Origin of the sequence: Amycolatopsis sp. NPDC051102 (genome assembly GCF_040682815.1) — a bacterium.
Taxonomy (GTDB): domain Bacteria; phylum Actinomycetota; class Actinomycetes; order Mycobacteriales; family Pseudonocardiaceae; genus Amycolatopsis.
In genome coordinates this window covers 638,842-662,195 of record NZ_JBFBBT010000002.1, presented here as the reverse complement: position 1 = coordinate 662,195, position 23,354 = coordinate 638,842, and the positions used below count along the sequence as shown (strand labels likewise).

Below are 23,354 nucleotides of genomic sequence, written 5' to 3'. Positions count from 1 at the left end.
TCGGGAGCCGTCATGTCGACCGACACCATCGATAGCGCGCCACCGAGCGGCATCCGCCGCTTGCTCGGCTCCGTCCGCCAAGCCGATGACGGCCCGGCGCTCAGGCTCTCGCCGCACCGTCGGCACCTCTGGCTCGCCCTGGGGCTGATCCTGCACCTGTTCGCCCTCGGTGGCCGGTGGGACGTCGCACTGGCCGTGTGGTTCTTCCCGGTCTTCCTGCTGCGGTTCCTCCGGGTCAGCCGGCCGGTTCGCGGCCTCGCGTCGGTGTTGCTGGTGCTGATCGCCGGCGGCCTCTTCTGGGCCGTGCAGCTCGCGGTTCCGCTGACGCCCCTGGTGGTCGTCGGGGTGGTGTTCCTCTCGGCCGTGGTCGTGCTGCCCTACCTCGCGGATCGCCTGGTGGCTCCCCGGCTGGGATGGGCCGGCCGGCTGCTCACCTTCCCGCTCGCGCTGACCACGGCCGCCTACCTGCTCGGCAGCTTCAACCCGTTCGGCACGGCCTACGGTCTGCTGGCGGTGACCCAGCACGAGAACTTGGCTTTGCTCCAGGTCATTTCCGTCTTCGGCCCCTACTCGATCACCTTCCTGGTCGGCTTGGTCGCCACCGCCGCCAACCACTTCTGGGAGCACGGCCCGTCGTGGCGCGGTACGAGGCCGGTCGTCATCGTCGCCGCGGTGCTGGCCACAGTCATCGTGCTCGGCCAGGCGTGGCTGGCGTTCGTGCCCGCACCGAGCTCGCCGACCGTGCGCATCGCGGGCATCAACCCGAGCTCGGCTTCGCTGTCGTCGGCCGAACGAATCCTGGGTGCGGTTCCCACCGATCTCGAGGCGGTGTCCAAACTCGACACGGCGAAAGTGCGCGCGGCCTCGGACGTGATCAACACTCAGCTCTTCGCCGACACCCGGAAGGCGGCGCGATCAGGCGCGAAGATCGTCTTCTGGTCGGAGAACTCGGCCCGGATGCGAGCCGAGGACGAACCGGCGTTCCTCGCCCAGGCGGGCGCGCTCGCTCAGCAAGAAGGCATCTACCTCAACGTCGCGGCGAACGTCTACACCCACGACGCACCGGCTTACGGACGCGATCAGACGGTCCTGCTCGGCCCGGACGGCCGGGTGCTGTGGACCTACCAGAAGCACCATCCGATTCCCGGTCTGGAGCGGTACGTCCCGGGCACCGGGGCGGTCCCGGTGGCCGACACCCCGTACGGCCGCCTGTCCAACATCATCTGCTACGACGCCGACTTCCCCGCCGGGGCGCACGTGGCGGCGGACATCATGCTCGTCCCCGGGGGTGACTGGCCCGAGATGGGTCGCATCCACACCCAGATGGCGAGCCTGCGCGCGGTCGAAAACGGCTACGCCCTGGTCCGGTCGGACGTGAACGGCTCGTCACAGGCCTTCGACCGGCAAGGGCACGTGCTGTCCCAGCAGGACACCACGACCGGCGACAACCAGCCGTGGATCACGGATGTGCCGACAAGGGGCGCGGTCACCGTGTACCGGGTGATCGGTGATGCCTTCTCCTGGCTGTGTGCGGCGCTGACCGTGGGGGCGATCGGCCTGGCCGTCCGGCGGCCGCGAAGGAAAACAACGTGAATTCGGGGACGGAAAGGACTCAAATCATGGGAAAGCTGGACGGACGCACCGCACTGGTGACCGGAGCCGGTCGGGGGATAGGCCGGGAGATCGCGTTCAAGCTGGCCGCCGACGGCGCCCGCGTCGTGGTGAACGACCTGGACGACGAGCCGGCTCTGGAAGTGGCCAAGGAGGTGGAAGCCCGCGGCGGGGTGGCTGTCGCGTGTGCCGGCAGCGTCACCGACCCCGCGTTCGCGCAGAGGTTCGTCAACACGGCGGTCGACACGTTCGGCGGCGTGGACATCATCGTCAACAACGCCGGCTACACCTGGGATTCGGTCATCCAGAAGATGACCGACGAGCAGTGGGAAGCCATCATCGACGTGCACCTGACCGCGCCCTTCCGCATCCTGCGCGCGGCCCAGCCGGTGATCGCGGCGGCGGTCCGCAAAGCCCGGGATGCCGGCGACCCCGTCCTCTGCCGCAAGGTCGTCAACATCTCTTCCCTCGCCGGCACGGGCGGTAATGCCGGTCAGGTCAACTATTCCACCGCGAAGGCCGGCATTCTCGGGATGACCAAGACGCTCGCCAAGGAATGGGGCCGGTACAACGTCACCGTCAACGCCGTGGCGTTCGGCTTCATCCGCACGCGGTTGACGGACGCGTCAGCCGACGGCGACAGCACGATCAACGTCGAGGGCCGGGACATCAAGGTCGGGGTGAACCCGCAACTGCTCGCGGCGGCCGAACGGATGATCCCGCTGGGCCGCACCGGCACGCCGGCGGAAGCCGCCGGCGCGGTTTCCCTGCTGTGCCTGCCGGAATCGGACTACGTGAGCGGGCAGACCCTCGTCTGCGGCGGCGGGATGACTCTCTGAAAGCGGACACGACCATGCGACGCACCTTGTTCGAAGCCGATCACGAAACGTATCGCGAGAGTGTGCGGACGATGCTGGAGAGGGCGGTCGTCCCGCACTACCCGGACTGGGAGCGGGCCGGCATCGTCCCGCGTGATCTGTTCGTGACGGCCGGTTCTCTCGGCATGTTCGCCGCGGTTCCGGAGACCTACGGCGGTGCCGGGATCAGCGACTTCCGCTTCAACGCGGTGGTCCTCGAAGAGTCGGCCGCCCTCGGCGTCGCCCCCGCCATGGCAGGTCCGTCCTTGCAAGCCGACGTGGTCCTGCCCTACCTCCTGCACCTCACGACCGGGGAACAACGCACGAGGTGGCTCCCGGGTATCGCGACCGGCCGGACGATCGCGGCGGTGGCGATGACGGAGCCCGGCACCGGCTCCGACCTGTCCGGAATCCGGACCACGGCCCGCCGGGAAGGTGACCACTACGTCGTCAACGGGACCAAGACGTTCATCACCAACGGGATCAACGCCGACCTCGTCGTCACCGCGGTGCGCACCGGAGACGATCCTCGCCGCGGACTCAGCCTGCTGGTGGTCGAACGGGGGATGACCGGCTTCACCCGTGGCCGCAACCTGGACAAGCTCGGCCAGCACGCGCAGGACACCGCCGAGTTGTCGCTGGTCGACGTCCGGGTCCCGGTGGCCAACCGCCTCGGCGCCGAGGGCGCCGGATTCACCGGGCTCACGGCCAACCTGGTCCAGGAGCGGCTTTCCGTGGCGATCGGAGCGGTGGCGCAGGCACGCACGGCGTTCACGGCGACACTCGCCCACGTCAGGGAGCGGCACGCTTTCGGCGCCCCGATCGGCGCGTTGCAGAACACCAGGTTCCGCCTGGCCGAGATGGACACCGAACTCGACCTGGCGCAGCACTTCCTCGATCGATGCGTGGAAGAGCTCAACGCGGGCGAGCTCTCCGCGGTGGACGCGGCGAAGGCCAAGTGGTGGAGCACGGAGCTGCAAGGACGTGTGGTCGACGCGTGCGTGCAACTGCACGGCGGATACGGGTACATGCTCGAATACCCGATCGCCCGCGCGTATGCCGACGCCCGGGTTTCGAGGATCTACGGAGGTACTACGGAGATCATGAAGGAGATCGTCGGTCGCGCGTTGAAGCTGGCGCCGTGACCAAGGCCGAGCCGGATGTCAGGGAGATAAGGAACATGCCCGCGGCGATGCCGAGCATCGTGAACACGCCTCGCGGCCAGAAGATGTGGCTGTCGAAGAAGGAGACACTCGCGGACAGCAGGATCACGGCACCCGGGACAGCACGCCACGACGCGCTCCGTACCGCTGCGGTGATCAGCAGCAAGTTGGCCGCGAGGAAGCAGGCCGCGCCGACGTGGCCGAGTGTGTCGCCGATGTCGAACACCGCCCCGACGATCGGGGTCACACCGTGCTGCGCGTGGACCACTGTGCCCGCCGCGATGCCGGCCACGGCGTCGAGTCCGCCGTAGAAAGCCGCGAACCCGAACGCCGCCACTCGACCCGCCGAGCGCAACGGCCGGGGTGCCGACGAGAGCAAGTGCCATTGGGCTGCTGCGAGCAGGGGGAAAACGGGCAGCAGGACGACGTGCAGGGACGCCCACCACGGTGCGCTCGCGGTGTCCAGCACCAAGGGGTGTGCGACACCGAACCCGGCCAGTATCAGACCGGGCAGGGCGTGACCGGCAGCGGGCAGCCATCGCGAGCGAGCCATCGCCTGACCGTATCCGCTTTGCCGACGCCGGCTACTTACCGAATCCTTACCGCGAGACAACCGCACGCGTGCACGAACCCGGACGCACGGGAGGAGCCTGGTGGCTCATGGCTGGATGAGGCGGTGCCGGTAGGCGTAGCGGACGGCTTGGGCGCGGTCGGCGGCGCCGATTTTGGCGTAGATGTGGTTGATGTGGGTTTTGACGGTTGCTTCGCTGACGAAGAGCTGCCGGGCGATTTCGGTGTTGGAGTGTCCGGCCGCGAGTTGGGTGAGGACTTCGGTTTCGCGGGCGGTGAGCCCGTCTGGTGGTGTCGACGGTGGCGTGTCCGGGGCGTGCGCGGTGGCGGCGAGCAGGCGGGCGTGGACGGTGGGGTCGAGGACGGCTTGTCCTGCGGCGGCGGTGCGGATGGCTTGCGCGATGTGGTCGCGGCCGGCGTCTTTGGTGAGGTAGCCCAGTGCGCCGGCGCGCAGGGCGTCGAGGATGGACGTGTCGTCGCTGTAGGTGGTGAGCACGACGATTTTCGTGGCGGGGTGGTGGTCGTGGATGCGCCGGGTGGCTGCGATGCCGTCGACGCCGGGCATGCGCAGGTCCATGAGGACCACGTCGGGGGCGTGTTGTCCGACGAGGGTGACGGCGTGGTCGCCGTCGGCGGCGGCGCCGACGACGGCGATGTCGGGGAGGAGGTCGAGCAGGGTGACGAGGCCCTCGCGGACGGCGGCTTGGTCGTCGGCGACGACGACCCGCAGCGTCGGGCGGTCAGGGGTGGTCATGTCGGTAACCACAACTGCAGGCTCCAGTGGGTTGCGTCTTGTCCCGCGGTGAGTGTGCCCCCGAGCAGGGTGGCGCGCTCGGCCAGCCCGGTCAGCCCGTAGCCGCCGCCGGTGGCGCGGAGTGTGCTCCCGTCGGCGGTGGTGCTGGTGGGGTTGGTGATGGTGACTGCGACGTTGTCGTGGTGGTAGTGCACCTGCAGGGTCACCGGCTGGCCGGGGGCGTGTTTGCGCGCGTTGCTGAGGCCTTCCTGCGCGGTGCGGTAGATGGTGAGGGCGGCGTTCGCCGGGAGCGGGCGGGGCTCGCCGGAGATGGTGAGCGTGGCGGCGTCGTTGTGGTGGCCGGCGACCAACGCGGAGAGTTGGTCGCCAAGAGGTGGGGCGTCGTTGCGTAGCGCGCTGATGGCGCGGCGGGCTTCGGTGAGACCGTCCACGGTCAGGTGCCGGGCGCGTTGGACGTGGTGCCGGGCTCGTGGTGTGTCGGTGCCGGCCTCGAGGAGCGCGTCGGCGGCGTCGAGTTGCACGGCCACTGCGCCGAGGGAGTGCGCGAGCACGTCGTGGATGTCGCGGGCGATGCGGGTGCGTTCTTCCAGTGCGGCGGCCCGGGTGCCGGCGGCGGCGGCGATGCGGGTCTGGGTGAGCAGTTGCTCGGCCTGGCCGAGGCGTTGTTTGTACTGGCGGCGGTTGAACCCCGCGAGGGTGATCGCCACGAGCCCGCCGGAGTAGCCCGCGAAGGCCACCCACTGGTGGTTGATCGTAGCGGTGCCGACGGCCGCGACGAGGACGCCGGCGGCGGTCAGGGTCGTGGCCAGTGCGGGTGTCAGCTCCACGGCTGCGGTGAACGCTCCCATGGCGGCCAGGGCCAGCGCCGGGGGCATGGGGGCGATGCTCATGAGCAGGCCACCTGCGGTGACCAGCGCCCCGCCGGGGGCGGTCGTGGTGAGGGTGCGGTGCTGATTGCCGAGATGGACGGTGACGGTCCTGACCAGCCAGGCCAGGCAGGCGACCACGACGCAGACCAGCACGGCCAGTGCCTGACCGTGAAGACCCCATCCCGGTGGGCGGGCGTTGATGCCGTAGACGATGCCGCCGAGTCCGGCCAGGCCGGCACCCAGCCGCACCGGCCACCATCGCCGTGGCACCCCTTGCCCCGTCATCATCACCGCCGGCGCCTCCGGATCCTGAAGGCCACCACGCCCACCACGGCGAGGACAGCCACGGTCAGCCACACCGCGATGGGCACACCGGTGAACAGGCCGGCGGCAGCCAGCAGGGATCCGATCAACATGGGTGGTTCTCCTTCGAAAGTCACTGTCCGTTGACGACGACGCTACGAACACCGCCCCGGTGTGTCGTCGGTTCGCGGGAGGAACCGCGGTGGAGATTTCCCGGGCTGGTCTCCACCCCGATCTCCACCTCCGGCACGAGGACACCCTGCCCGGAAACCGGCTAGCGTCACCGCCGATCGCCTCGGTGACGACACGGGGTCAGGGAGGGTGGGATGGCGAGCATGCACGCCGCATCGGCGCCGGCCGTGCGTCGGGACGCCGACCGGTGACCGACGTCCTGATCGCGGGCGCCGGACCCACCGGGCTCACGCTGGCCGTCGAGCTGGCCCGCCGGGGCGTCGACATGCGCATCGTCGACCGGACGGGCGAGCACTTCCCCGGGTCGCGCGGCAAGGGGCTCACCGCACGCACCCAGGAGGTGCTGGACGACCTCGGTGTCGCCGACGAGGTGCTGCACCACGGGTTCCGGCACCTGCCACACCGGCGGTACCTCGACGGCGACCTGGTTGCCGAGACCGACCCGCACGCCCAGTGGGTGCCCACCCCGGATCGGCCCTACGACGGCGGGCTGCTGATCCCGCAGTGGCGGATCGAGCGGATCCTGCGCGCGCGGCTCGCCGAGGACGGCGTGCGGGTGGAACTGGCCGCGGGCCTCGCCGGGTTCAGCCAGTCCGCGAACGGTGTGCAGGCGGTGCTGGACACCGGCGAGCGGATGGCTGCGCGCTACCTGGTCGGCTGCGACGGCGGCCGCAGCACCGTGCGCAAGGCACTCGGCGTGCGCTTCGAGGGCGAGAGCGGGGAGCAGGCCATGCTGCTCGGGGACGTCGAGCTCGACGGGCTCGAACCGGACGCCTGGTACCAGTGGACCGTCCGCCGGCGCGGGTTCCTGGCCCTGTGCCCGTTCCGCCACGAGCGGTCCTGGCAACTGCAGGCCATACCGTTCGGCGGCTTCGGCGCGGAGGGGCAGCCTCCCCGAACCCTCGCTGCCGTACTTCCGGCGGCTCGTGGAGGATGTCGCCGGCGGGCACGGCATCCGGCTCGCGAAGGCGAGCTGGCTGTCCACGTACCGGGTGAACGTGCGGATGGCCGACCGGTTCAGGGTGGGCCGGGTGCTGCTGGCCGGCGACGCAGCGCACGTGCACCCGCCGGCCGGCGGCCTCGGCATGAACACCGGCGTCCAGGACGCGTACAACCTCGGCTGGAAGCTCGCCATGGTGTGTTCCGGCGCCCGGCAGTCGCTGCTGGACAGTTACGAGGAGGAGCGGCTTCCGGTCGCCTCGTGGACGCTCGGCGTGAGTACCGAGGGGCTGCGCAGGGTCGCGGAGCGGTTCGCCGACCGTGGCAGCGCGGACATCGCGGACGGCGCGCACCCGGACGGCCAGCAGCTCGAGCTCGGCTACCGGGCCGGCTCGCTGTCCGTCGAAGGCGACGCCGGGAGCGGACCGAGCGCCGGTGATCGTGCACCCGACGCGCCCTGCGTGGACAGCTCCGGCACACCACGGCGGCTGTTCGACGCCTTCCGCGGCCCGCATTTCACCCTGCTCGGCTTCGGCGAGTCCTGCGCCGGTCCACTGCAGGACGCCGTCACCGCCCACAATGGACTCATCAAGCCGGTGTCGGTCGGCGCGCCGGGCAGCGGCGCGGATCTGGTGGACGCCGAGGGGCACGCGCGGACCGCGTACGGCGTCACCGGGGACACCCTCGTCCTGGTGCGGCCTGACGGCTACCTCGCGCTGCGCGCACCCGGCGCGAGCAGGACTGCCGTGCGGGACTACCTGGACCGGGCCGGCGTCAGCCGGAGCGCCTGACGTGCGCCGCCCCGGATGACTTCCGTTGAGCCGGCCCGGAAAAAGCGCCTCAGCAGCCCGTGAAGTGGTTGTCCGCGGACCAGCCGGTGTTGGCCCACGACTGCGCCGGTGCCGGGACGAAGCCGGGGAACAGCTTCGCCAGCTCGGCGAGCAGCCAGCTGGTGAAACGGGCGGCGCCCTGGGGGCAGGTGTGGATCCCGTCGGCGCTGCGGTCCGCCTTGCCGTCCTTGACCTGCTGGTAGGTGCTGCCCCACACCGTGCCCGCGTCGAGGACCGTGGCCTTGCCCGCGGAAGCGATCGCGCGGGCGACCTCGGGCGCGCGGTTCAGGTCGGCCAGGTGCGGCTGGTAGAAGTCGTCGGGCTTGATCGGGGGAGTCGTGACGAAGACCAGTTTCGCGCCCGCCCCGGTGACCGTCGTCGACAGCTTGCCGTAGGCGGCCTGCTGCTCTTCCCGGCTGCCCCAGTCGTACGTGGTCAGCTGGTAGACGACCACGGCGGGGTGGGCAGCGGTGATCTGGCCGGGCAGCTTCCGCCAGTTCTCCTCGGAGAACGGCCCGACGACGTTTCCGCCGCCGTCGGCGGCCATCGACTGGAAGTCGACGCCGCTCGCCTTGAACGCGGCGGCCAGGGGCAGTGCCTCGCCCACGGCGACGGAGTCACCGAGGAAAAGCACCTTGCCCGGTCCGGAGCCGGACGCCGGTGCGGGCGCGCCGGTCGTCGTGGTCCCGCCGGAGCAGGCGGTGGTCAGCAGGAGCAGACCGGCCACGCCGAGGAGGGGAATTCGCGTTTTGCTCATGGCTTCGACGGTGCTGCCGCTGTGTCCGCGTGCTTCCGCCGTCTTGTCCCGGTCGTGTCGCAAGAACCGGTCCGGCGGGCTCGGATTGTCCATACTGGACGGGTGGCGGCGATTCTGCTGATCGAAGACGACCCCTTGCTCCGGCGCGGGCTCGAGCTCGCGCTGGCCCGGCACGGCCACGACGTCCGCACGGCGGACACCGGCGAGGACGGCCTGCGTGGGTTCCGATCGGCCCCGCCGGACCTGGTGGTGCTCGACCTGATGCTGCCCGGCATCGACGGTTTCGAGGTCTGCCGCCGCATCCGGGCGGCCGGCTCGGTACCGGTGATCATGCTGACCGCGCGCGGCGACGACTTCGACGTCGTCGGCGGCTTGGCGGCGGGCGCGGACGACTACGTCGTCAAGCCGGTGCGGCCCGCCGTGCTGGACGCGCGGATCCGCGCGGTGCTGCGCCGCGGCACGAACTCCCCGGACGGCGTGCGGGCGCACCGCGACCTGCGCATCGACACCACATCGCTGACCGTGTCGTCGCGCGGCGAGCCGGTCTCCCTGACACCGACCGGGCTGCGGCTGCTGCTGACGTTGTCACGGGCGCCCGGCCGGGTGTTCAGCCGGCAGCAACTGCTGGAAGAGGTGTGGGAGCACGACTACCTCGGCGACTCCCGGCTGGTCGACAACTGCGTGCAGCGGCTGCGGGCGAAGATCGAGGCCGATCCGGCGACGCCGGAATACGTGCAGACCGTGCGCGGGTTCGGCTACCGGTTCGGACCGGTGTGAGGACCGGGCCGCCGGAGACCGGGCACCGGCCGCGGACGAGGCTCCGGCCGCGTGGCCTGCGCGCGCGGCTGCTCGTCGCGTTCGTGCTGGTGACCGTGCTCGGCGCCGCCGCGGCGGCCTGGTCCAGCGCCGGATCGGCGAGCACCGCGCTGGTCACCTCGACGCAGCAGCGGATCGCCGAGGGCCTCGCCGGCCGGCTCGGCGCGATCACCCCGCAGCTGACCTACCCGCCGGACCAGGACGCGCTCGACCGGCTGCGCACGGCCGCCGGCGGGAACACCGTGGTGACCTACCGGAACCTGCGGTCCGCGGCGGGCACCGGCACCGATCTGGTCCCCGGCACGCTGCGCGCCGCCGTGCGCAGCCGGAACCGGCTCGTCACGCAGCGGATCACGGCGGGGAGCCGGCCGTGGCTGGTGGTCGGCACGCCCATCACGATCACCGCGCCGGACGGGGCACGCACCCCCTCCGGCATCGAGGTGTACTCCGTGCACGACCTGACCGGCGTCGAACAGCAGATCGGCGGCCTCACCCGGTCCGCGACCACCACCGCCGCACTCGCGCTGCCGCTGGCGGTGCTGCTGGCGCTGCTGGCCGCGGGCAGCGTGCTGCGCCCGGTGCGGGAACTCCGGGACACGGCGCGCCGGCTGGCCGGCGGCGACCTCGGCGCCCGGTCGCCGCCCCAGGGCGCCGACGAGCTGGCCGAACTGACCGTCACCGTCAACGAGATGGCCGAGTCGGTGCAGACGTCGATGCTGGCCATGGCCCGGATGCAGCGGGACGCCCGGCGGTTCGCCGCCGACGTCTCGCACGAGCTGCGCACCCCGCTGAGCACGCTGACGGCCGTCGTGGAGGTCCTGGCGACCTCGGCGGACGGGATGGAGGCCGACGCCCGGGAGTCCGCGCAGCTGGCCATCGTCGAAACGCACCGGCTGGTCCGGCTCGTCGAGGACCTGATGGAGGTGGCCCGCTTGGACGCCGGCACCGCGCAGCTGCGGGTGGAGGAGGTCGACGTGGCCGGTGCCGTGCGGGACTGCCTGCGCGCCCGCGGCCGGCTGGACCGGGTCGAGGTGGTGGCACCGGAGGGGATCTCGCTGCGGCTGGATCGGCGCCGGCTGGACGTCATCGTGGCCAACCTGGTCGGCAACGCGCTGCGGCACGGAGAGCCGCCGGTGCGGGTGATCGTTTCGGAGGCCGGCGAGGACGTGCGGATCGAAGTCACCGACCGCGGGCCGGGGCTGCCCGCGCACGTGGTGCCGCACGTGTTCGACCGCTTCTACAAAGCCGACGCCGCGCGCACCCGCACCCCGGGCAGCGGGCTCGGGCTGGCGATCGCCCTGGAGAACGCCCGCCTGCACGGCGGGGACCTCACCGCGGGCAACGCCGACGGCGGCGGCGCGCGGTTCGTGCTGTCCCTGCCCCGGCACCGGGAGGACTCGTGAAACGGATCTGGCCGGCGGTGGTGGTGGTCTTCCTGCTCGCGGGCTGCGGGGTGCAGGCCTCCGACGTGACCGACGGGGGCGACGCCCCGACGGGCGTGGCGCCGGGGATGACGCTGTACCTCGTCGACGCGCACGAGCAGCTCCGGCCCGAGCTGCGGCGAACCGGTCACCTCGGCTCGATCCCCGAGGCGCTGGCGCTGCTGCTGAGCGTGCCCAGCGGCTCGGACCTGCACACGGAGATCGCGCCGACGCCGGTCACGAGGGTCTCCGTGACGCCCACGACCGGCGTGCTCCAGCTTTCGGTGCCGCTGACGATCCACGACGTGACCCCGCTGGGCATCGACCAGATCGTGTGCACCGCGCTGGGCGCCCACGTCCAGGCCGGCGGGGACCGGCACACGAAGGTGCAGGTCCGGTTCGTCCAGCCCACCCCCGAGTCGGATCAGGCGCGGGCCTGCCCGCTGATCACAGCCCGGTGATGTCGACGACGACCGGGGCCGGGGCGGGCAGCACCACCCACAGCACGGCCAGCGCGGCGGTGATCGCGGCGAACGCCGCCGGCCCGCGCCGGCCGCGCGCCCAGCGGGCCCGGAACCGGATCGGGTCCTCGACCAAGTACTTCGACAGCGTGGCCAAGCCGATGGACACCGCGAGCACCGCCCACGTCTGGGGCAGGCCGTCGATCTGCGGAGAAAGCAGCACGAACACGGGCCAGTGCCACAGGTACAGGCTGTAGGAGATCAGCCCGAGCCACCGCAACGGCGGCCAGGCCAGGGCTTTCGCCACCCCCGTTCGCGGCGCCTGCACGCACAGCCCGATCAGCAGCGCGGCGGCCAGCGAGTGCGCGAACAGCCCGCCGGTGAACAGCCACCGCGAGGTCGTCCCGTCCGCCAGCGACCACGAGATCCCGATGCCGGCCGCGAGCAACGCCGTCACGGCGCCCGCCCACCGCGTGCCGGCCCGGGCCAGCGCGGCCCGTACCGGCTCGGTGGCGACGACCGCGCCCAGCAGCAAGGAAAACGCCCGGGTGTCGGTGCCGGTGTAGACCCGGCTCGGATCGCCCGGCCCGGCGAGCGTGACCATCAGCGCCAGCGAACCGATCGAGGCCGCGGCCGCGACCACCGCGACCCAGGTGCCCGGCCGTTTCGCGAATCGGGCGATGACCAGGAGGACCGGCGGCCACAGCAGGTAGAACTGCTCCTCGACGGCGATGCTCCACAGGTGTTCGAAGACCCGCTGCGCCCCGAAGCGGTCCCAGTAACCCGCCGACTGCGCGAGCAGGTGCCAGTTGACCAGGTTCAGCTGCACCCACGGGCCGTCGTCCAGGGTCGTCCGCACCAGGTCCGGCGGTCCGACCGCCCACACCAGCACCGTCACCCCGGCGAGCATCGTCGCCAACGCGGGCAGCAGCCGGCGGATCCGGCGCCCCCAGAACGCGGTCAATGACACCGCGCCGGTCGCCTCGGCCTCCCGCAGCAGCAGATCGGTGATGAGGTACCCGGACAGGGCGAAGAACAGGTCCACCCCGAGGAAACCCCCGGGCAGGTGACCGGTGTGGAACACCAGCACACCGAGGATCGCGACCCCGCGCAACCCGTCCAGCGCGGGCAGGTGCGGCTTGCGTTCCGTGGTGAGCGGAACGGCCTCGGCTCGGTTCATGACGCCGACGGTGCCGGGCTCGTGTCGGCGGGCGGTCCCGGTGCCGTCGCAGTCCGGTCGCAGCCGGCGCGGTCACCGGCAGCGATACGATGGCCCGGCACGGTGGGGAGGCGGCATGACGGAGGAACCCTTACCGGGGGTGGACCTGGAGCGTCCCAGCGTGGCGCGGGTCTACGACTGGTACCTCGGCGGCACGGCCAACTGGGCGATCGATCGTGAGTTCGGCAAGAAGGTCCTGGCGACGTTCCCGGCCGGGATGTACTGCGCCCGGGCCAACCGGGCCTTCCTGCACCGCGCGGTGCGGCACCTGGTGGCCCGGGGTGTGCGGCAGTTCGTCGACATCGGCTCCGGCGTGCCCACGATGGGCAACGTGCACCAGGTCGCCGACGAGGTGGCGCCGGACTCCCGGGTCGTCTACATCGACTACGAACCCGTTGCGGTCGCGCACTCCCGGATCTTGCTGGAGCAGCACGGCGACCCCGCCCGGCACGCGGTGATCCACGGCGATCTGCGTGATCCCGACGGCGTCTGGGACGCTGTCGCCCGGACCGGCGTGGTCGACCTCGGCGAGCCGCTGGCCCTGCTGGTCACCGCGGTGCTGCACGTCCAGCAGACCGGCCCCGACGGCCGCGACGCGGGTCCGGAAGCCATTGCGCGGTACCGGGACCTGCTGCCGTCGGGCTCGTACCTGGTGCTGTCCCAGATCACCCACGAGGGACTGCCCGAGGAGATCGCCGCGCAGCTGCACGCGATCATCCGGATGTACGACGACGACGTCAGCAAGCACGTGCTGCGGTCGAAGGCGGAGTTCGCTGCGCTGTTCGGCGACTTCGCCCTGCTGGAGCCCGGCGTCACGTGGACGGCGTCCTGGCACCCCGAGGACAGTGGCCCCGACACGCCCGTGATCGACTTCGCGGACCCCAGCGAGTCGGTGATGCTGGCCGGAGTCGGGCGCAAACCCTGACCCGGAACGCGGCCCGATAGGGTCCGGGGGTGAAGTACCCGGAACTGGAGACGGCCGTCCTGCAGCTCGTCATCGCCGCCGGCGACGAGAGTGCCGAGGCGTTCGGCGCCGCGACGATCACCCGGCTGCTCCGCGACGAGGTCGTGGCCGACGCGGGACAGGACGAACTCACCGAAGACGCCTGGGCCGCGCTGACCCGCGCGCGGGAGTCGATCTTGACCATCGACGCCGGAGAACTGGAGACCTTGATCGCCCGGATCGACGCAGGAATCCTCGTGGACGACGACCTGGACCGCGGAATCGTCGCCGCGCTGACCGCGCTCATGCACTGGAGCACCTACCTCCGGGGCCGGCGGCGAGGCGAACTCTACGAACTGGCCATCCGCTCGATCGAGGACGTCGACTTCCAGGTCAACGCCGATCTCGACGACGTGCTCGCCACCCCGGAGATGTCCGCGGAGTACGAACGGATCCGGCGCCTCCTCACCGCCTAGCCCGGATTCGCTCCTCCAGCGAGGCTGTCGGTGAACGGGCCGCGGAGCCAGGCGTCGACCTGCCGCTGTCCGCGCAGCCGGACGATCACCAGGCTCCGGTGCCGGTTCTCGGCGATCACCCGGCGAACCCGCGCGCGCATCACCGGGTGCCGGTGCCACGACTCCCGGACGATGTGGCCGGGATCGGTGAAGAAGGCGCGCAGCGGCGGCTCGACGTTGCCGCCCGCGATGGCGGTCCCGTAGCCGAGCCGTCTCTTGACCGTCCGGAACGCCGTCCGCGCGACGACGTAGGCCCGCGGGTGGTCGAGCCAGACCAGGACCTGGGTCCGGGCGGTCATCGCCTCGCGCACGTCCTCGCCCTGCCATTCGATCGCCCACGCGGGCTCCTCGAGAAAGGCCAGCACGTCCTCCCGCCAGGTGGGCCGGACCGTCCAGCCCGGTGCGTGGTAGAAGGATTCGAACTCGACGAACGGCAGGCCCATCCGTCCGCAGAGCATCCGGGCGAGCGTTGTTTTGCCCGCGCCGGGGGCGCCGGCGACCGCGATGCGCCGCACCGGCTCGACCGGCAGCGGGTCGCGGGGGCCGAGGACTCTCATCACGTGGCTCGGCGGCTCAGGCCGGGTAGCGGACACCGGCAGACCCTAAGGTCGCCCGAACCCGCCCGCCAACGCGTTTTTTCCCCGTAGAGTGCCGGAATGCCCGCCGACAGCGAGTACAGCCGGTTCCTCGGCGAACTGCTCCCCGAGCTCGAATTGTCGCTGAGCGAGCGCAAAGACGCCGAAGCGGTGCTGGAACGGCTCCGCGCCTACTACGCGGAGTTGCCCGCACCCGGCGAGGAACCGGGCCGGGTCGCCGTCATCGCCCTCGATCCCTGGCGTGACTGGTCCGCCGAGGTGAAGAGCTCGGTGCCGGTCGCCGACCTGGTGATCTGCGACGACCCGCTGCTGTACGTGCAGGACCACATCAAGCGATTCGCCCACTTCTACCGGCGGACCTTCGGCCGGGGGACCGGCACCCGGCTGCTGGCCCACCTGGCGACCCAGCTGGAACGGATGTGGGACGTGCTGCCGCTGGTGCGGGCCGGGCTCGTCGTGTTCCGGCCGCTGCGCATGGCGGCCGAGGAGACCGTGGCCGCGGTGGAGCGCGCGGTCACCGACCACCTCGGCGAACACCTGGAGATGCTCGGCTACGACGTGCTCGGCTATCCGCAGTGGGTCGAGTACCGGCTGCCGTTGCTGGCCGAGCACGCGAAGATCGAGCTGGACCGCGAGCTGTGGACGGAATTCGGCATGGGGCCGGCCGAGATCGCCCGCTTCACCGTCGAACCGCGGCTGACCCTGCAGTCCCTGACCACGTGGAACGGGCTGCTGCACGCGGAAGCGGTCGACGGGACGTTCTGGAGCACGTCCGACGCGTACTGGCGGCTGGCCCGCGACGCGATGAACGGCCTGCACCCCGGGACGAGGCTGCTGTCCTTCGTCGACACGTTCACCCGGCCGGTCCTGGAAGAGGTGCCGACGCGGGACCTGCTCGCGATCCGGGGGAACGACGAAGCGTTCGACGCCTTCCGGCGGCACCTCGCGCTGGCCGAAGACCTGATCGGCTCCGATCCGGACGAGGAGCGGTTCTCCGCCGACGTCACCCGGGTCTTCGACGAGGTGTTCCGGCCGAACATCCGCGTCATCGAGAAAGCCATGCAGCGCAACACTTTGCTGCGTGACCTGCCCTTCGTCCTGGCCACGGCGGGCTTCGCCGTCGCGGGTGGGGTGGTGAGTGCCGCGCCACCGGCGGCGACGATCTTCGGTGCCCTTTCGAGCCTCCTGGGCTTCGGCCCCGCGGTCCGGGACGGCCTGCGCCGCGAAAGCAAGGTGCGCCAGGAGCCGGCGTTCGTGTTCTGGAAGCTCGGCGTGCCCGGCAGTCCTCGGCCTGAGTCAGAGCAGCCCGGCGGTGGCGGCGTGCGCGGCGGCCGCCGCTCGCGACGACACGCCGAGCTTGCCGCGGATGTTCGACACGTGGCGGTGCGCGGTGTGGGCGCTGATCCCGAGCCGGCGCGCGATCTCCTGGTCGCTCAACCCGTGCGCGACCAGGCGCAGCACGTCGAGTTCGCGTTCGGAGAGCTCGTGGCGCGGCGAGCCGGCTCGGCGGGCGGCCCGGCCGGCGCCGAGGAACTCCCGCACGGCGCGGACGAGCCCGTCCACGTCCCCGCGCCAGGGCAGGTGGTCGGTTCCGTCGAGCGGGACGAAGGCGGCGCCCGGGATGCGGGCGGCGACGTCCTGGCCCAGGGCGAACGGGATCGCGCGGTCGTCGCGGCGGTGCAGGACGAGCGTCGGCACCTCGATCGCGTCCAGCCGGTCCCGGACGTCGAAGGCGTACACCGCCGCGAGCGAGCGCGCCGCTTTCTCCGCGGTGAGGCTTGCGCGCTGGAACCGGACGAACTCGTCGCGTTCGGCCGGGGTGGCGGTCGGCAGGAACAGGTCGGCGAGCACCCGGGACCCCACGCCCCAGTGCCGTCCGACGACCGCCAGCAGGGAATCGCGGGCTTCCGCCGTGGCGATCTCCGTGCCGCAGGCGTAGCTGCCGTAGAGGACGAGCCGCTCCACGCGGTCGGGGTGGGCCGCCGCGTACGCCATCGCGGCGCAGCCGCCGGACGAACCGCCGAACAGGGTCACCTTCGGCCCGGCCGCGTCGACGACGGCGCTCAACGCGGCCACCTCTTCGGCGAGCGAGGTGACCAGCGGCCCGGCGGCGTCGGACATGCCGACGCCGGGCCGGTCGTAGCGGACGAGGGTGAACCGGTCGCCGAGCAGGCCGGCGAACCGCCGGAACAGCGGGTCCTGCCAGTCCAGTTCGAGGTGCCCGCACCACCAGCCGCCGACGACGAGCGGCGGCCCCGCGCCGACGGCGGCCCAGGCGAGGGGGCGATCGCCCGCAGCGGTGAACCGCACGACCTGGTCTTGTCCCGGCATGCCACGAGCGTAGGCCGTGGCCCGTTCCGGCCAGTTCCCGGAATGGCACGAGCGGGTGATGCGGCGGGCGGCCGGTGGCTGGTGTGCTGCAGCGCATCGGCGGTGTGGAGGAGGAACGATGGCCGGAGGGGACAGCGTGGAGGCACGGGACGGGCTCGGGGAACGGTTCGGGGCGGCACTGTACGAACCGTTCCTGCGCCGGGGGGAGCGGCTCGGCTTGGCGGGCCGGCGCGGGGAACTGCTGCGGCGCGCGCATGGCCGGGTGGTCGAGATCGGGGCGGGGACCGGGCTCAACGTCGGGCACTACCCGGAGACGGCGGAGGTCGTGCTGACCGAGCCCGTCCCGGCGATGTACCGGCGGCTCGAAAAGCGCGTGGCGGGCCGCCCCGGGATGCGGCTGGTGCAGGCCCCGGCGGACGCGCTGCCGATGGCGGACGCCAGCGTCGACACGGTCGTGTCGACGCTGGTCCTCTGCACGGTCCCCGACGTCGATCGGGTGCTGGCCGAGCTCGTGCGGGTGCTGCGGCCTGGTGGGCGCCTGCTGTTCTGCGAGCACGTGCGCGCCGAGGACCCGAAGCTGGCGCGCCGGCAGACGCGGCTGGCGGGGCCGTGGGCGGCGTTCGCGCAGGGCTGCCGCTGCGATCGCGACACCGTCGCGCTCCTCAAGCAGCGGTTCGCCATCGAGGAGATGAGCACGGCGAGGTGGCGAGGGATGCCTTCGGTGGTGCACCCGCTGATCATCGGAATAGCGACCGTGTGACGGGTGAGGCGTCCTATGGTTCAATGACGATTGAACCTGTCGAGTGAGGGATGCGGACATGACGCACGGCGAGCGGCACGAGGGCGTCCTGATGACCGGGCGTAACGGTGTGGACGGGACCAAGGCGTTCTACATCGAGATCGAGGCGCGACCGGACAAGGTGGATGAGGTCCGGATGATGTTGCGTGACATCCTCGGGTGCGTGGAGGGCGAGCCGGAGACCGGACCCTGGTACGGCGTGCAGTTCAGACCGACCACCTTCGGCATCTTCGAGGTCTTCCCGAGCATCGCCGGCCGCCAGGCCCACGTGGACGGAGGCGGCGGGGACATCTTCCGCGACATCGAGCGGATGAACGACATCCTGGCCGCGCCCGCGCACGTGCACCGGCTGGACGTCCTGTTCAGCAAGCAGGTCTTCACCGCCGCGGGCTGAACCCGGTGTCCGATCGGCCGCACCCGGACCTGGCCGGCCTCGGCCTGGCCGATGTCATGCGCGGATTCGCCGATCCCTCCCGGCTGCACATGGTGCGCACGATGGCCACCCTCGGCGAATGCGAGTGCTCGCGTGTCTACGCCGACCTCGGATTGAGCAAGTCCAACGCCTCCCACCACTTCCGCGTGCTGCGCGAGAGCGGCATCGTGCGGCGCACGCAGCGCGGTAACCAGCAGTACGTCGCGCTGCGCCGCGAGGAGCTCGCCGAACGGTTCCCCGGTTTGCTCGACGCCATCGTCGCGAACGCCGACGCGTAGGCCGGCCGTCTTCACCTGGCTGGACGCCAAGACGTCCACTGTGGACCGGGCATCATCGTCGCCTGGCACTCGGCGTGCGGCACGCCACTCGCCGGGGCATTGCCGCGAGGATGCGGCCGGCAATCGTCCGTTCGCCCCGATCCACACCTTCCACGTCGGCTTCTGGTTCAACGCGCCCGCCGACGCCGTCAAGGCAGGCTGCCCGGCACGGTCACCCCGTTCAACGGAGACCACACCGCCGGGGTCCAGGCCATGAGCACCCGCAACTTCGACGACGCCGACGGGCCGCTGAGCCAGCTCGTGTCCTGAGAGGTGGACAGGGACAGCGCACCGGCGACGCGGGCCATGCGCCGCAACGGATCCGTCGTCGCCGGTGCTGCTGCCGGAGTGTGGGTGGTCAGCACCGAATGCGACATTGAGCCTTTTCCTCACCGCGGGTATCGATCCGGACCCGGTCAGATCCTGATGGCGATCTTGCCCCGTGCCTGTCCTGCTTCCAGCTGACGCAGCGCCTCGGGCACTTCCGCCAACGGGTACGTCGCGCCGATCACCGGGGTGACCTGACCGGCCTCGATGAGTCCGCGCAGGGTTTCCATGTCGGTGTACCGCTGCCGGGCGACGAACGCGGTCAGGCGCTGCCGCACGAAGGGCGACAACGCGAACGCGTGGAACGGCCGGCCCATGCCGAGCCATGTGCCGCCGCCCTCGCCGCCGGTGATGACGAGCGTTCCCCGGGGGGTGAGCGCTCGGCGCAGCCGGGAAAAGCTGCTGAGGCCGCCGATGTCCATGACCACGTCGTAGCGTCCGCTGCCGTCGGCGAAGTCGGCTTTGGTGTAGTCCAGCACGTGGTCCGTGCCGATCGAGCGGACGAGCTCGACCTTCGCCGTGGTGCACACGCCGGTCACCTCGGCGCCGAAGGCTTTGGCCAATTGGACGGCATACGTACCGACACCTCCGGACGCGCCGATCACCAGCACGCGCTGGCCGGCCCGGACCCGGCCGGCGTCGCGCACGCCCTGCAGGGCGGTGACCCCGGAGACCGCGATGACGGCAGCCTGCTCGAAGCTGAGCATGGCGAGCTTGGGGGCGAGTTTGTCCTCACGCGCCGCCGCGTACTCGGCGAACGAGCCCTTGCCGACGCCGAACACCTCGTCGCCGACCGCGAACCTCGTCACGGCGTCGCCGACCGCGACGACCGTGCCGGCCAAGTCCATCCCGGCGACCCGGTTCTCCGGCTTGCCGAGGGCAAGCCGCGCGGCGTACGGCTTGCCCGCCATGAAGTGCCACACGCCGCGGTCGACGCCGGCGGCGCGTACCCGCACGAGCACTTCGTTGCCCGCGATGGCGGGGCGTTCGACCTCGGCCATCCGCAGGACGTCCGCGGAGCCGTAGCCGTTCTGGACGATCGCCTGCATCGTCCCGCTCCGAGTCGGCAGTCCGGTTGTTCTCATCGCTGCACCCCTTCCGGTCGTACTAAGTACGGCGTACTTAGTACGGTACGCTGACGGGTGTCGTTGTCAACCACGACCTCCAGGCGAGCGGGGAGATGACCGGAACCCAACGGGAGCCACTGACCAGGGAGCGGCTGTTCGCCGCGGCGATCGCGGTGGCGGACACGGGTGGCATCGCCGCTCTGACGATCCGCTCCGTCGCCGCCGAACTCGGTGTCAAGCCGATGTCGCTGTACCACCACGTGGCGAACAAGGAGGCGATCATCGACGGCATCATCGACGTCGTCTTCGGCGAGATCGACCTCCCACCGGAAGACGTCGGCTGGCGGCCGGCGCTGAACCACCGCGCCCACTCGGCCCGTGCCGTGCTGCGCCGCCACCCGTGGGCGACCCCCTTCATGGAGTCGCGCTCGCGCCCGGGGCCGGCCACGCTGCGCCATCACGACGCGGTGCTCGCCACCCTGCGTCGAGGCGGCTTCCCGATCGAGCTGGCCGGACACGCCTACTCGCTGCTGGACAGTTACATCTACGGGTTCGCCCTGGAAGAGGCGGCGCTGCCGTTCACGCCGCAGAACCTGAACCAGTCGATGGCGGGCTTCATGGAGCAGTTCCCGGCGGAGGAGTACCCGCACCTGGTCGAGTTCGCCGTGCAGCGAGTCCTGCAACCCGGCTACGACTACGCCGACGAATTCGACTTCGGGTTGGAACTGATCCTCGACGGCCTGGAACGGCGGTTGCCCGGCTGACCCGCGCCGCGCCGCTACCCGGGTTGACCTGGTTGGCTGCGACCTGGCCTCAGCCGGTGGGCAGGCCGATTTCCGCGCGTTCGAGTGCGGCGCGCAGCAGTGCCATCGCGTCGGCGACGGCTCGGATCCGCGTGTCGTCGAGCGCGCTGGAGACCAGCTCCGCGACACGCTCGGCGAAGGTCCGTTCCGCGGCCTCGATCAGCTTCGTGCCGTCCTCGGTCAGCACCAGGAGCGACGACCGGCGGTCGGCCGGGTTCGGCTGCCGCGCGACCCAGCCGGCGCGCTCCAGGCGGTCGATGCCCTTGCTGGTGGCGCCGATGCCGATGGCGAACTCGGCGGCGAGGTCGGCCACGCGGACTCCGGGGTGTTTCCGCAGGTGGTGCAGGAACTCGTACTGCGAGGTGACGATCCCGTGCCGGTCGCGCAGCCGGTCGTTGAGCGCGTTGTAGAGCCGCGTCTCGCAGCGGACCAGGTCCGCGAACAGGACCCGGTGGTCGATCGGGGTGGCCGCCGAGTTAGATGCCATGGCATATACTGTACAGGCATCTACCGGAGGGACGACGATGAGCAGGCATCAGCGCGCCGAGATCGACACCATGCTGCGGGCGCAGCCGAAACCCCCAGGGCCGCAGGCGATCGAGGACATGCGGGCGGGTTTCGCCGCCATGATGGCCGGGATGGTCGTCCCGGCCGGAATCAGGACCACGCAGTCCGAGCTCGGCGGCCGCCGAGCCCTGCTGGTGAAGCCTGAGGGCGAGCCGGGCGACGGCGTGATCCTGTACTTCCACGGCGGCTCGTTCGTCCTCGGCGCTCCGGAGACAGCGCTTTCCGTGACCGGCAACCTCGTGACGCGGACCGGGTGGGCGGCCTACTCGCTGGACTACCGCCTCGCTCCGGAACACCCTTTCCCCGCGGGGATCGAGGACACGGTGGCCGCCTACCGCGCGCTGCTCGAACGCGGCGTGGATCCGTCGGCGATCGTGTTCGCCGGGGATTCGGCGGGAGGCGGCTTGACCGTCACCACGTGCCTGCGCGCCCGCGCCGAGGGGCTGCCGATGCCGGCCGCGCTCGTGGCGTTCTCCCCGGGTCTCGACGCGACCCGCACGGGCGAAAGCATGGACACCAAGGCGGGGATCGACCCGTTCTTCACGCGGGAGAGCTTCGTGCCGACGAGCGCGATGTACCTCGCCGGCCAGGACCCGCACCAGGAACTGGCCAGCCCCGCGGTGTGCGCCGACCTGTCCGGGTTCCCGCCGATGCTGCTGCAGGTGGGCACCAACGAGGTGCTGCTGGACGACTCCACGCGCCTGGCCGCCCGCGCGTGGGGCGCGGGGGTCGACGTGGTCCTCGACGTCACGGCCGACGTGCCGCACGTGTTCCAGGCGTTCGCCGGCCGGCTCGAGGAGGCGGACCAGGCCCTCGACCGTGCGGCGTTCTTCCTCGGCCAGCACGTCCGCCGTCCGGCGGATCAGGCCGGGCAGGCGAAGCCCGCCAGCGGCGCCTCCGCCGTCAGCAGGTAGTCCTCCAGCTTGGTCGAAGCGGGATCGCACGAGCTGCGCTGTCTGGTGTGGACTGATGGGTGCGGAAATCGCGCTGCACAGCCGGAAGCCGACATGAGTGGTCCGTGCACCGAGGTCCCGCAAGGGCGGGTGGGCTCAGGCCGGCTCCCTCCGGCTGCGCTGGATGTCGATGCCGTTGCCTGCCCGGGTGGCAGTGGCTGGATTCCCGGCGGGGTGCGGGCGAGCAGCGACACGTCGATTCCTTGAGCGTCCTTGGTCGGTGAACCGGTCGCGGATCTCGGGCGGCACGCCAGAGCCGCACCTGCGACGGCTCTGGTCGAGCGTCGGGTGGAGCTGACAGTTCCGCCTGAAGTGCGTGTTCCGTCTTCGGCCGATCCGTCGCGGTGCCGCTCGCCGCCGTGCGTACCCGGGCGGAGGAGAACACGGCGGCGATCGACCTGGCCGGCGCCGCAGCAGCTGACTGGCGTGTGAGCGCCGTGGTTCACTCCACTTCGTGCAGCTTTCCGGTGGCGACGTCGAAGACGAAGCCTCGCACGGAATCCTTCTTCGGGATGAACGGGCTGTTCTTGATCCGGGCGATCGACTGGCGGACGTCCTCGTCGGGGTCGCTGAAGGCTTCGGCGGCCCAGGCGGGCTTGATGCCGGTCTCCTCCTGGATGGACCGCTTGAAGCCGTCGTCGGTGAAGGTGAGCATGCCGCAGTCGGTGTGGTGGATGAGGATGATCTCCTCGGTGCCGAGCAGCCGCTGGCTGATGGCCAGCGACCGGATCTCGTCCTCGGTGACCACGCCGCCGGCGTTGCGGATCACGTGGGCCTCACCCTCCTGCAGGCCGAGGACGCCGTAGACGTTGATGCGGGCGTCCATGCAGGCGAGCACAGCGAGGTGCTTGGCGGGCGGCAGGGGCAGCGGCCCGGTGAAGCCCGCGGCGTATTCGGCGTTGTTGGCCAGGAGCTCGTCGGTGACCGACATGGTCATCCTT

The 23,354-nt window shown here is 71.3% G+C and carries 26 protein-coding genes and 1 pseudogene; 14 read left to right on the top strand and 13 right to left on the bottom strand.

Going from position 1 to position 23,354, the window contains the following annotated elements; genetic code table 11:
- The first annotated feature begins 12 nt into the window (after positions 1-12).
- From AB0M93_RS08990 to AB0M93_RS08980, 3 genes are read left to right on the top strand one after another with little or no spacing between them, the layout of a single operon-like run.
- Positions 13-1,593 carry a nitrilase-related carbon-nitrogen hydrolase gene (locus tag AB0M93_RS08990; RefSeq protein ID WP_364270004.1) on the top strand — a complete coding sequence of 527 codons (1,581 nt, stop codon included), beginning with the start codon at positions 13-15 and terminating at the stop codon, positions 1,591-1,593.
- Positions 1,594-1,619: 26 nt separating this feature from the next.
- Positions 1,620-2,450, top strand: coding sequence for an SDR family oxidoreductase (locus AB0M93_RS08985; RefSeq protein ID WP_364270002.1), 831 nt, complete (start codon positions 1,620-1,622; stop codon positions 2,448-2,450).
- A gap of 14 nt (positions 2,451-2,464) precedes the next feature.
- Positions 2,465-3,613: an acyl-CoA dehydrogenase family protein gene (locus tag AB0M93_RS08980; RefSeq protein WP_364270000.1), complete on the top strand. Its 1,149-nt coding sequence runs from the start codon at positions 2,465-2,467 to the stop codon at positions 3,611-3,613.
- On the opposite strand, the gene AB0M93_RS08975 is transcribed toward AB0M93_RS08980, so the two are convergent.
- From AB0M93_RS08975 to AB0M93_RS08960, 4 genes are all read right to left on the bottom strand, one after another.
- Positions 3,570-4,184: a hypothetical protein gene (locus tag AB0M93_RS08975; protein WP_364269998.1), complete on the bottom strand. Its 615-nt coding sequence runs from the start codon at positions 4,182-4,184 to the stop codon at positions 3,570-3,572. The genes AB0M93_RS08980 and AB0M93_RS08975 overlap by 44 nt on opposite strands.
- Positions 4,185-4,289: 105 nt before the next feature.
- Positions 4,290-4,955, bottom strand: coding sequence for a response regulator transcription factor (locus AB0M93_RS08970; protein WP_364269996.1), 666 nt, complete (start codon positions 4,953-4,955; stop codon positions 4,290-4,292).
- Complete coding sequence (locus AB0M93_RS08965; protein ID WP_364269994.1) at positions 4,952-6,094, bottom strand: histidine kinase; 1,143 nt, start codon at positions 6,092-6,094, stop codon at positions 4,952-4,954. The genes AB0M93_RS08970 and AB0M93_RS08965 overlap by 4 nt, the downstream gene beginning before the upstream one ends.
- Positions 6,095-6,111: 17 nt before the next feature.
- A complete protein-coding gene (locus AB0M93_RS08960) occupies positions 6,112-6,240 on the bottom strand; it encodes a hypothetical protein (RefSeq protein ID WP_364269992.1) in 129 nt (42 codons plus the stop codon).
- 266 nt (positions 6,241-6,506) lie between these two features.
- On the opposite strand from AB0M93_RS08960, the pseudogene AB0M93_RS08955 reads away from it, so the two are divergent.
- A pseudogene (locus AB0M93_RS08955) lies at positions 6,507-8,049 on the top strand (FAD-dependent oxidoreductase).
- A gap of 49 nt (positions 8,050-8,098) precedes the next feature.
- Here AB0M93_RS08955 and AB0M93_RS08950 read toward each other — a convergent pair.
- Complete coding sequence (locus AB0M93_RS08950) at positions 8,099-8,845, bottom strand: SGNH/GDSL hydrolase family protein (RefSeq protein ID WP_364269990.1); 747 nt, start codon at positions 8,843-8,845, stop codon at positions 8,099-8,101.
- A 102-nt stretch (positions 8,846-8,947) separates the two neighbouring features.
- Here AB0M93_RS08950 and AB0M93_RS08945 point away from each other — a divergent pair, with 102 nt between their 5' ends.
- The 3 genes from AB0M93_RS08945 to AB0M93_RS08935 are packed head-to-tail and all read left to right on the top strand — an operon-like array spanning position 8,948 to position 11,543.
- Positions 8,948-9,622, top strand: a complete 675-nt coding sequence (locus AB0M93_RS08945) for a response regulator transcription factor (RefSeq protein WP_364269988.1) — start codon at positions 8,948-8,950, stop codon at positions 9,620-9,622.
- Positions 9,619-11,064 (top strand): HAMP domain-containing sensor histidine kinase, encoded by a 1,446-nt coding sequence (locus tag AB0M93_RS08940; RefSeq protein ID WP_364269986.1) that lies wholly within the window; start codon positions 9,619-9,621, stop codon positions 11,062-11,064. Before AB0M93_RS08945 ends, AB0M93_RS08940 begins: the two co-directional genes overlap by 4 nt.
- Positions 11,061-11,543 carry a hypothetical protein gene (locus tag AB0M93_RS08935; protein WP_364269984.1) on the top strand — a complete coding sequence of 161 codons (483 nt, stop codon included), beginning with the start codon at positions 11,061-11,063 and terminating at the stop codon, positions 11,541-11,543. The genes AB0M93_RS08940 and AB0M93_RS08935 overlap by 4 nt, the downstream gene beginning before the upstream one ends.
- Here AB0M93_RS08935 and AB0M93_RS08930 read toward each other — a convergent pair.
- Complete coding sequence (locus AB0M93_RS08930; RefSeq protein ID WP_364269982.1) at positions 11,530-12,723, bottom strand: acyltransferase; 1,194 nt, start codon at positions 12,721-12,723, stop codon at positions 11,530-11,532. The genes AB0M93_RS08935 and AB0M93_RS08930 overlap by 14 nt on opposite strands.
- A gap of 115 nt (positions 12,724-12,838) precedes the next feature.
- Here AB0M93_RS08930 and AB0M93_RS08925 point away from each other — a divergent pair, with 115 nt between their 5' ends.
- Both AB0M93_RS08925 and AB0M93_RS08920 read left to right on the top strand, forming a co-directional pair.
- Positions 12,839-13,687, top strand: a complete 849-nt coding sequence (locus AB0M93_RS08925) for an SAM-dependent methyltransferase (RefSeq protein ID WP_364269980.1) — start codon at positions 12,839-12,841, stop codon at positions 13,685-13,687.
- A gap of 29 nt (positions 13,688-13,716) precedes the next feature.
- Positions 13,717-14,181, top strand: coding sequence for a hypothetical protein (locus AB0M93_RS08920; RefSeq protein ID WP_364269978.1), 465 nt, complete (start codon positions 13,717-13,719; stop codon positions 14,179-14,181).
- On the opposite strand, the gene AB0M93_RS08915 is transcribed toward AB0M93_RS08920, so the two are convergent.
- From AB0M93_RS08915 to AB0M93_RS08905, 3 genes are all read right to left on the bottom strand, one after another.
- Positions 14,178-14,813: an AAA family ATPase gene (locus AB0M93_RS08915; protein ID WP_364269976.1), complete on the bottom strand. Its 636-nt coding sequence runs from the start codon at positions 14,811-14,813 to the stop codon at positions 14,178-14,180. The two genes, AB0M93_RS08920 and AB0M93_RS08915, sit on opposite strands and share 4 nt — an antisense overlap.
- Before the next feature lie 9 nt (positions 14,814-14,822).
- A complete protein-coding gene (locus AB0M93_RS08910; RefSeq protein ID WP_364269974.1) occupies positions 14,823-15,758 on the bottom strand; it encodes a hypothetical protein in 936 nt (311 codons plus the stop codon).
- Between the two features lie 354 nt (positions 15,759-16,112).
- Positions 16,113-17,147 (bottom strand): alpha/beta fold hydrolase, encoded by a 1,035-nt coding sequence (locus AB0M93_RS08905; RefSeq protein WP_364269972.1) that lies wholly within the window; start codon positions 17,145-17,147, stop codon positions 16,113-16,115.
- 118 nt (positions 17,148-17,265) lie between these two features.
- Here AB0M93_RS08905 and AB0M93_RS08900 point away from each other — a divergent pair, with 118 nt between their 5' ends.
- The 3 genes from AB0M93_RS08900 to AB0M93_RS08890 are packed head-to-tail and all read left to right on the top strand — an operon-like array spanning position 17,266 to position 18,657.
- Complete coding sequence (locus tag AB0M93_RS08900) at positions 17,266-17,907, top strand: class I SAM-dependent methyltransferase (protein ID WP_364269970.1); 642 nt, start codon at positions 17,266-17,268, stop codon at positions 17,905-17,907.
- A 58-nt stretch (positions 17,908-17,965) separates the two neighbouring features.
- Positions 17,966-18,340, top strand: coding sequence for a hypothetical protein (locus AB0M93_RS08895; RefSeq protein ID WP_364269968.1), 375 nt, complete (start codon positions 17,966-17,968; stop codon positions 18,338-18,340).
- Between the two features lie 5 nt (positions 18,341-18,345).
- Positions 18,346-18,657 carry a metalloregulator ArsR/SmtB family transcription factor gene (locus AB0M93_RS08890; protein WP_364269966.1) on the top strand — a complete coding sequence of 104 codons (312 nt, stop codon included), beginning with the start codon at positions 18,346-18,348 and terminating at the stop codon, positions 18,655-18,657.
- 188 nt (positions 18,658-18,845) lie between these two features.
- On the opposite strand, the gene AB0M93_RS08885 is transcribed toward AB0M93_RS08890, so the two are convergent.
- Together AB0M93_RS08885 and AB0M93_RS08880 are read right to left on the bottom strand one after the other, a co-directional pair.
- Positions 18,846-19,073 carry a hypothetical protein gene (locus AB0M93_RS08885; RefSeq protein ID WP_364269964.1) on the bottom strand — a complete coding sequence of 76 codons (228 nt, stop codon included), beginning with the start codon at positions 19,071-19,073 and terminating at the stop codon, positions 18,846-18,848.
- 39 nt (positions 19,074-19,112) lie between these two features.
- Positions 19,113-20,108, bottom strand: a complete 996-nt coding sequence (locus AB0M93_RS08880; RefSeq protein ID WP_364269962.1) for an NAD(P)-dependent alcohol dehydrogenase — start codon at positions 20,106-20,108, stop codon at positions 19,113-19,115.
- Positions 20,109-20,203: 95 nt separating this feature from the next.
- Between AB0M93_RS08880 and AB0M93_RS08875 the strand changes: the two genes are divergently transcribed.
- On the top strand, positions 20,204-20,854 hold the full coding sequence (locus tag AB0M93_RS08875; RefSeq protein ID WP_364269960.1) for a TetR/AcrR family transcriptional regulator: 651 nt from the start codon (positions 20,204-20,206) through the stop codon (positions 20,852-20,854).
- Positions 20,855-20,903: 49 nt separating this feature from the next.
- Here the strand turns inward: AB0M93_RS08875 and AB0M93_RS08870 are convergent, their stop codons facing one another.
- The gene (locus tag AB0M93_RS08870; RefSeq protein ID WP_364269958.1) at positions 20,904-21,380 is read right to left on the bottom strand and encodes a MarR family transcriptional regulator; all 477 of its coding nucleotides are present in this window, start codon (positions 21,378-21,380) and stop codon (positions 20,904-20,906) included.
- A 37-nt stretch (positions 21,381-21,417) separates the two neighbouring features.
- Between AB0M93_RS08870 and AB0M93_RS08865 the strand changes: the two genes are divergently transcribed.
- Positions 21,418-22,374 (top strand): alpha/beta hydrolase, encoded by a 957-nt coding sequence (locus AB0M93_RS08865; RefSeq protein WP_364269956.1) that lies wholly within the window; start codon positions 21,418-21,420, stop codon positions 22,372-22,374.
- Positions 22,375-22,855: 481 nt separating this feature from the next.
- Here AB0M93_RS08865 and AB0M93_RS08860 read toward each other — a convergent pair whose 3' ends face one another.
- On the bottom strand, positions 22,856-23,344 hold the full coding sequence (locus tag AB0M93_RS08860; protein WP_364269954.1) for a carbonic anhydrase: 489 nt from the start codon (positions 23,342-23,344) through the stop codon (positions 22,856-22,858).
- Between the last annotated feature and the right edge of the window lie 10 nt (positions 23,345-23,354).

What these genes read in the sequence shown, in the direction of transcription:
- AB0M93_RS08990 (WP_364270004.1), top strand. Translation starts at nt 13, where the DNA reads ATGTCGACCGACACCATCGATAGCGCGCCACCGAGCGGCATCCGCCGC.
- AB0M93_RS08985 (WP_364270002.1), top strand. Translation starts at nt 1,620, where the DNA reads ATGGGAAAGCTGGACGGACGCACCGCACTGGTGACCGGAGCCGGTCGG.
- AB0M93_RS08980 (WP_364270000.1), top strand. Translation starts at nt 2,465, where the DNA reads ATGCGACGCACCTTGTTCGAAGCCGATCACGAAACGTATCGCGAGAGT.
- AB0M93_RS08975 (WP_364269998.1), bottom strand. Translation starts at nt 4,184, where the DNA reads ATGGCTCGCTCGCGATGGCTGCCCGCTGCCGGTCACGCCCTGCCCGGT.
- AB0M93_RS08970 (WP_364269996.1), bottom strand. Translation starts at nt 4,955, where the DNA reads ATGACCACCCCTGACCGCCCGACGCTGCGGGTCGTCGTCGCCGACGAC.
- AB0M93_RS08960 (WP_364269992.1), bottom strand. Translation starts at nt 6,240, where the DNA reads ATGTTGATCGGATCCCTGCTGGCTGCCGCCGGCCTGTTCACCGGTGTG.
- AB0M93_RS08950 (WP_364269990.1), bottom strand. Translation starts at nt 8,845, where the DNA reads ATGAGCAAAACGCGAATTCCCCTCCTCGGCGTGGCCGGTCTGCTCCTG.
- AB0M93_RS08930 (WP_364269982.1), bottom strand. Translation starts at nt 12,723, where the DNA reads ATGAACCGAGCCGAGGCCGTTCCGCTCACCACGGAACGCAAGCCGCAC.
- AB0M93_RS08925 (WP_364269980.1), top strand. Translation starts at nt 12,839, where the DNA reads ATGACGGAGGAACCCTTACCGGGGGTGGACCTGGAGCGTCCCAGCGTG.
- AB0M93_RS08905 (WP_364269972.1), bottom strand. Translation starts at nt 17,147, where the DNA reads ATGCCGGGACAAGACCAGGTCGTGCGGTTCACCGCTGCGGGCGATCGC.
- AB0M93_RS08900 (WP_364269970.1), top strand. Translation starts at nt 17,266, where the DNA reads ATGGCCGGAGGGGACAGCGTGGAGGCACGGGACGGGCTCGGGGAACGG.
- AB0M93_RS08895 (WP_364269968.1), top strand. Translation starts at nt 17,966, where the DNA reads ATGACGCACGGCGAGCGGCACGAGGGCGTCCTGATGACCGGGCGTAAC.
- AB0M93_RS08885 (WP_364269964.1), bottom strand. Translation starts at nt 19,073, where the DNA reads ATGTCGCATTCGGTGCTGACCACCCACACTCCGGCAGCAGCACCGGCG.
- AB0M93_RS08880 (WP_364269962.1), bottom strand. Translation starts at nt 20,108, where the DNA reads ATGAGAACAACCGGACTGCCGACTCGGAGCGGGACGATGCAGGCGATC.
- AB0M93_RS08875 (WP_364269960.1), top strand. Translation starts at nt 20,204, where the DNA reads ATGACCGGAACCCAACGGGAGCCACTGACCAGGGAGCGGCTGTTCGCC.
- AB0M93_RS08870 (WP_364269958.1), bottom strand. Translation starts at nt 21,380, where the DNA reads ATGGCATCTAACTCGGCGGCCACCCCGATCGACCACCGGGTCCTGTTC.
- AB0M93_RS08865 (WP_364269956.1), top strand. Translation starts at nt 21,418, where the DNA reads ATGAGCAGGCATCAGCGCGCCGAGATCGACACCATGCTGCGGGCGCAG.
- AB0M93_RS08860 (WP_364269954.1), bottom strand. Translation starts at nt 23,344, where the DNA reads ATGTCGGTCACCGACGAGCTCCTGGCCAACAACGCCGAATACGCCGCG.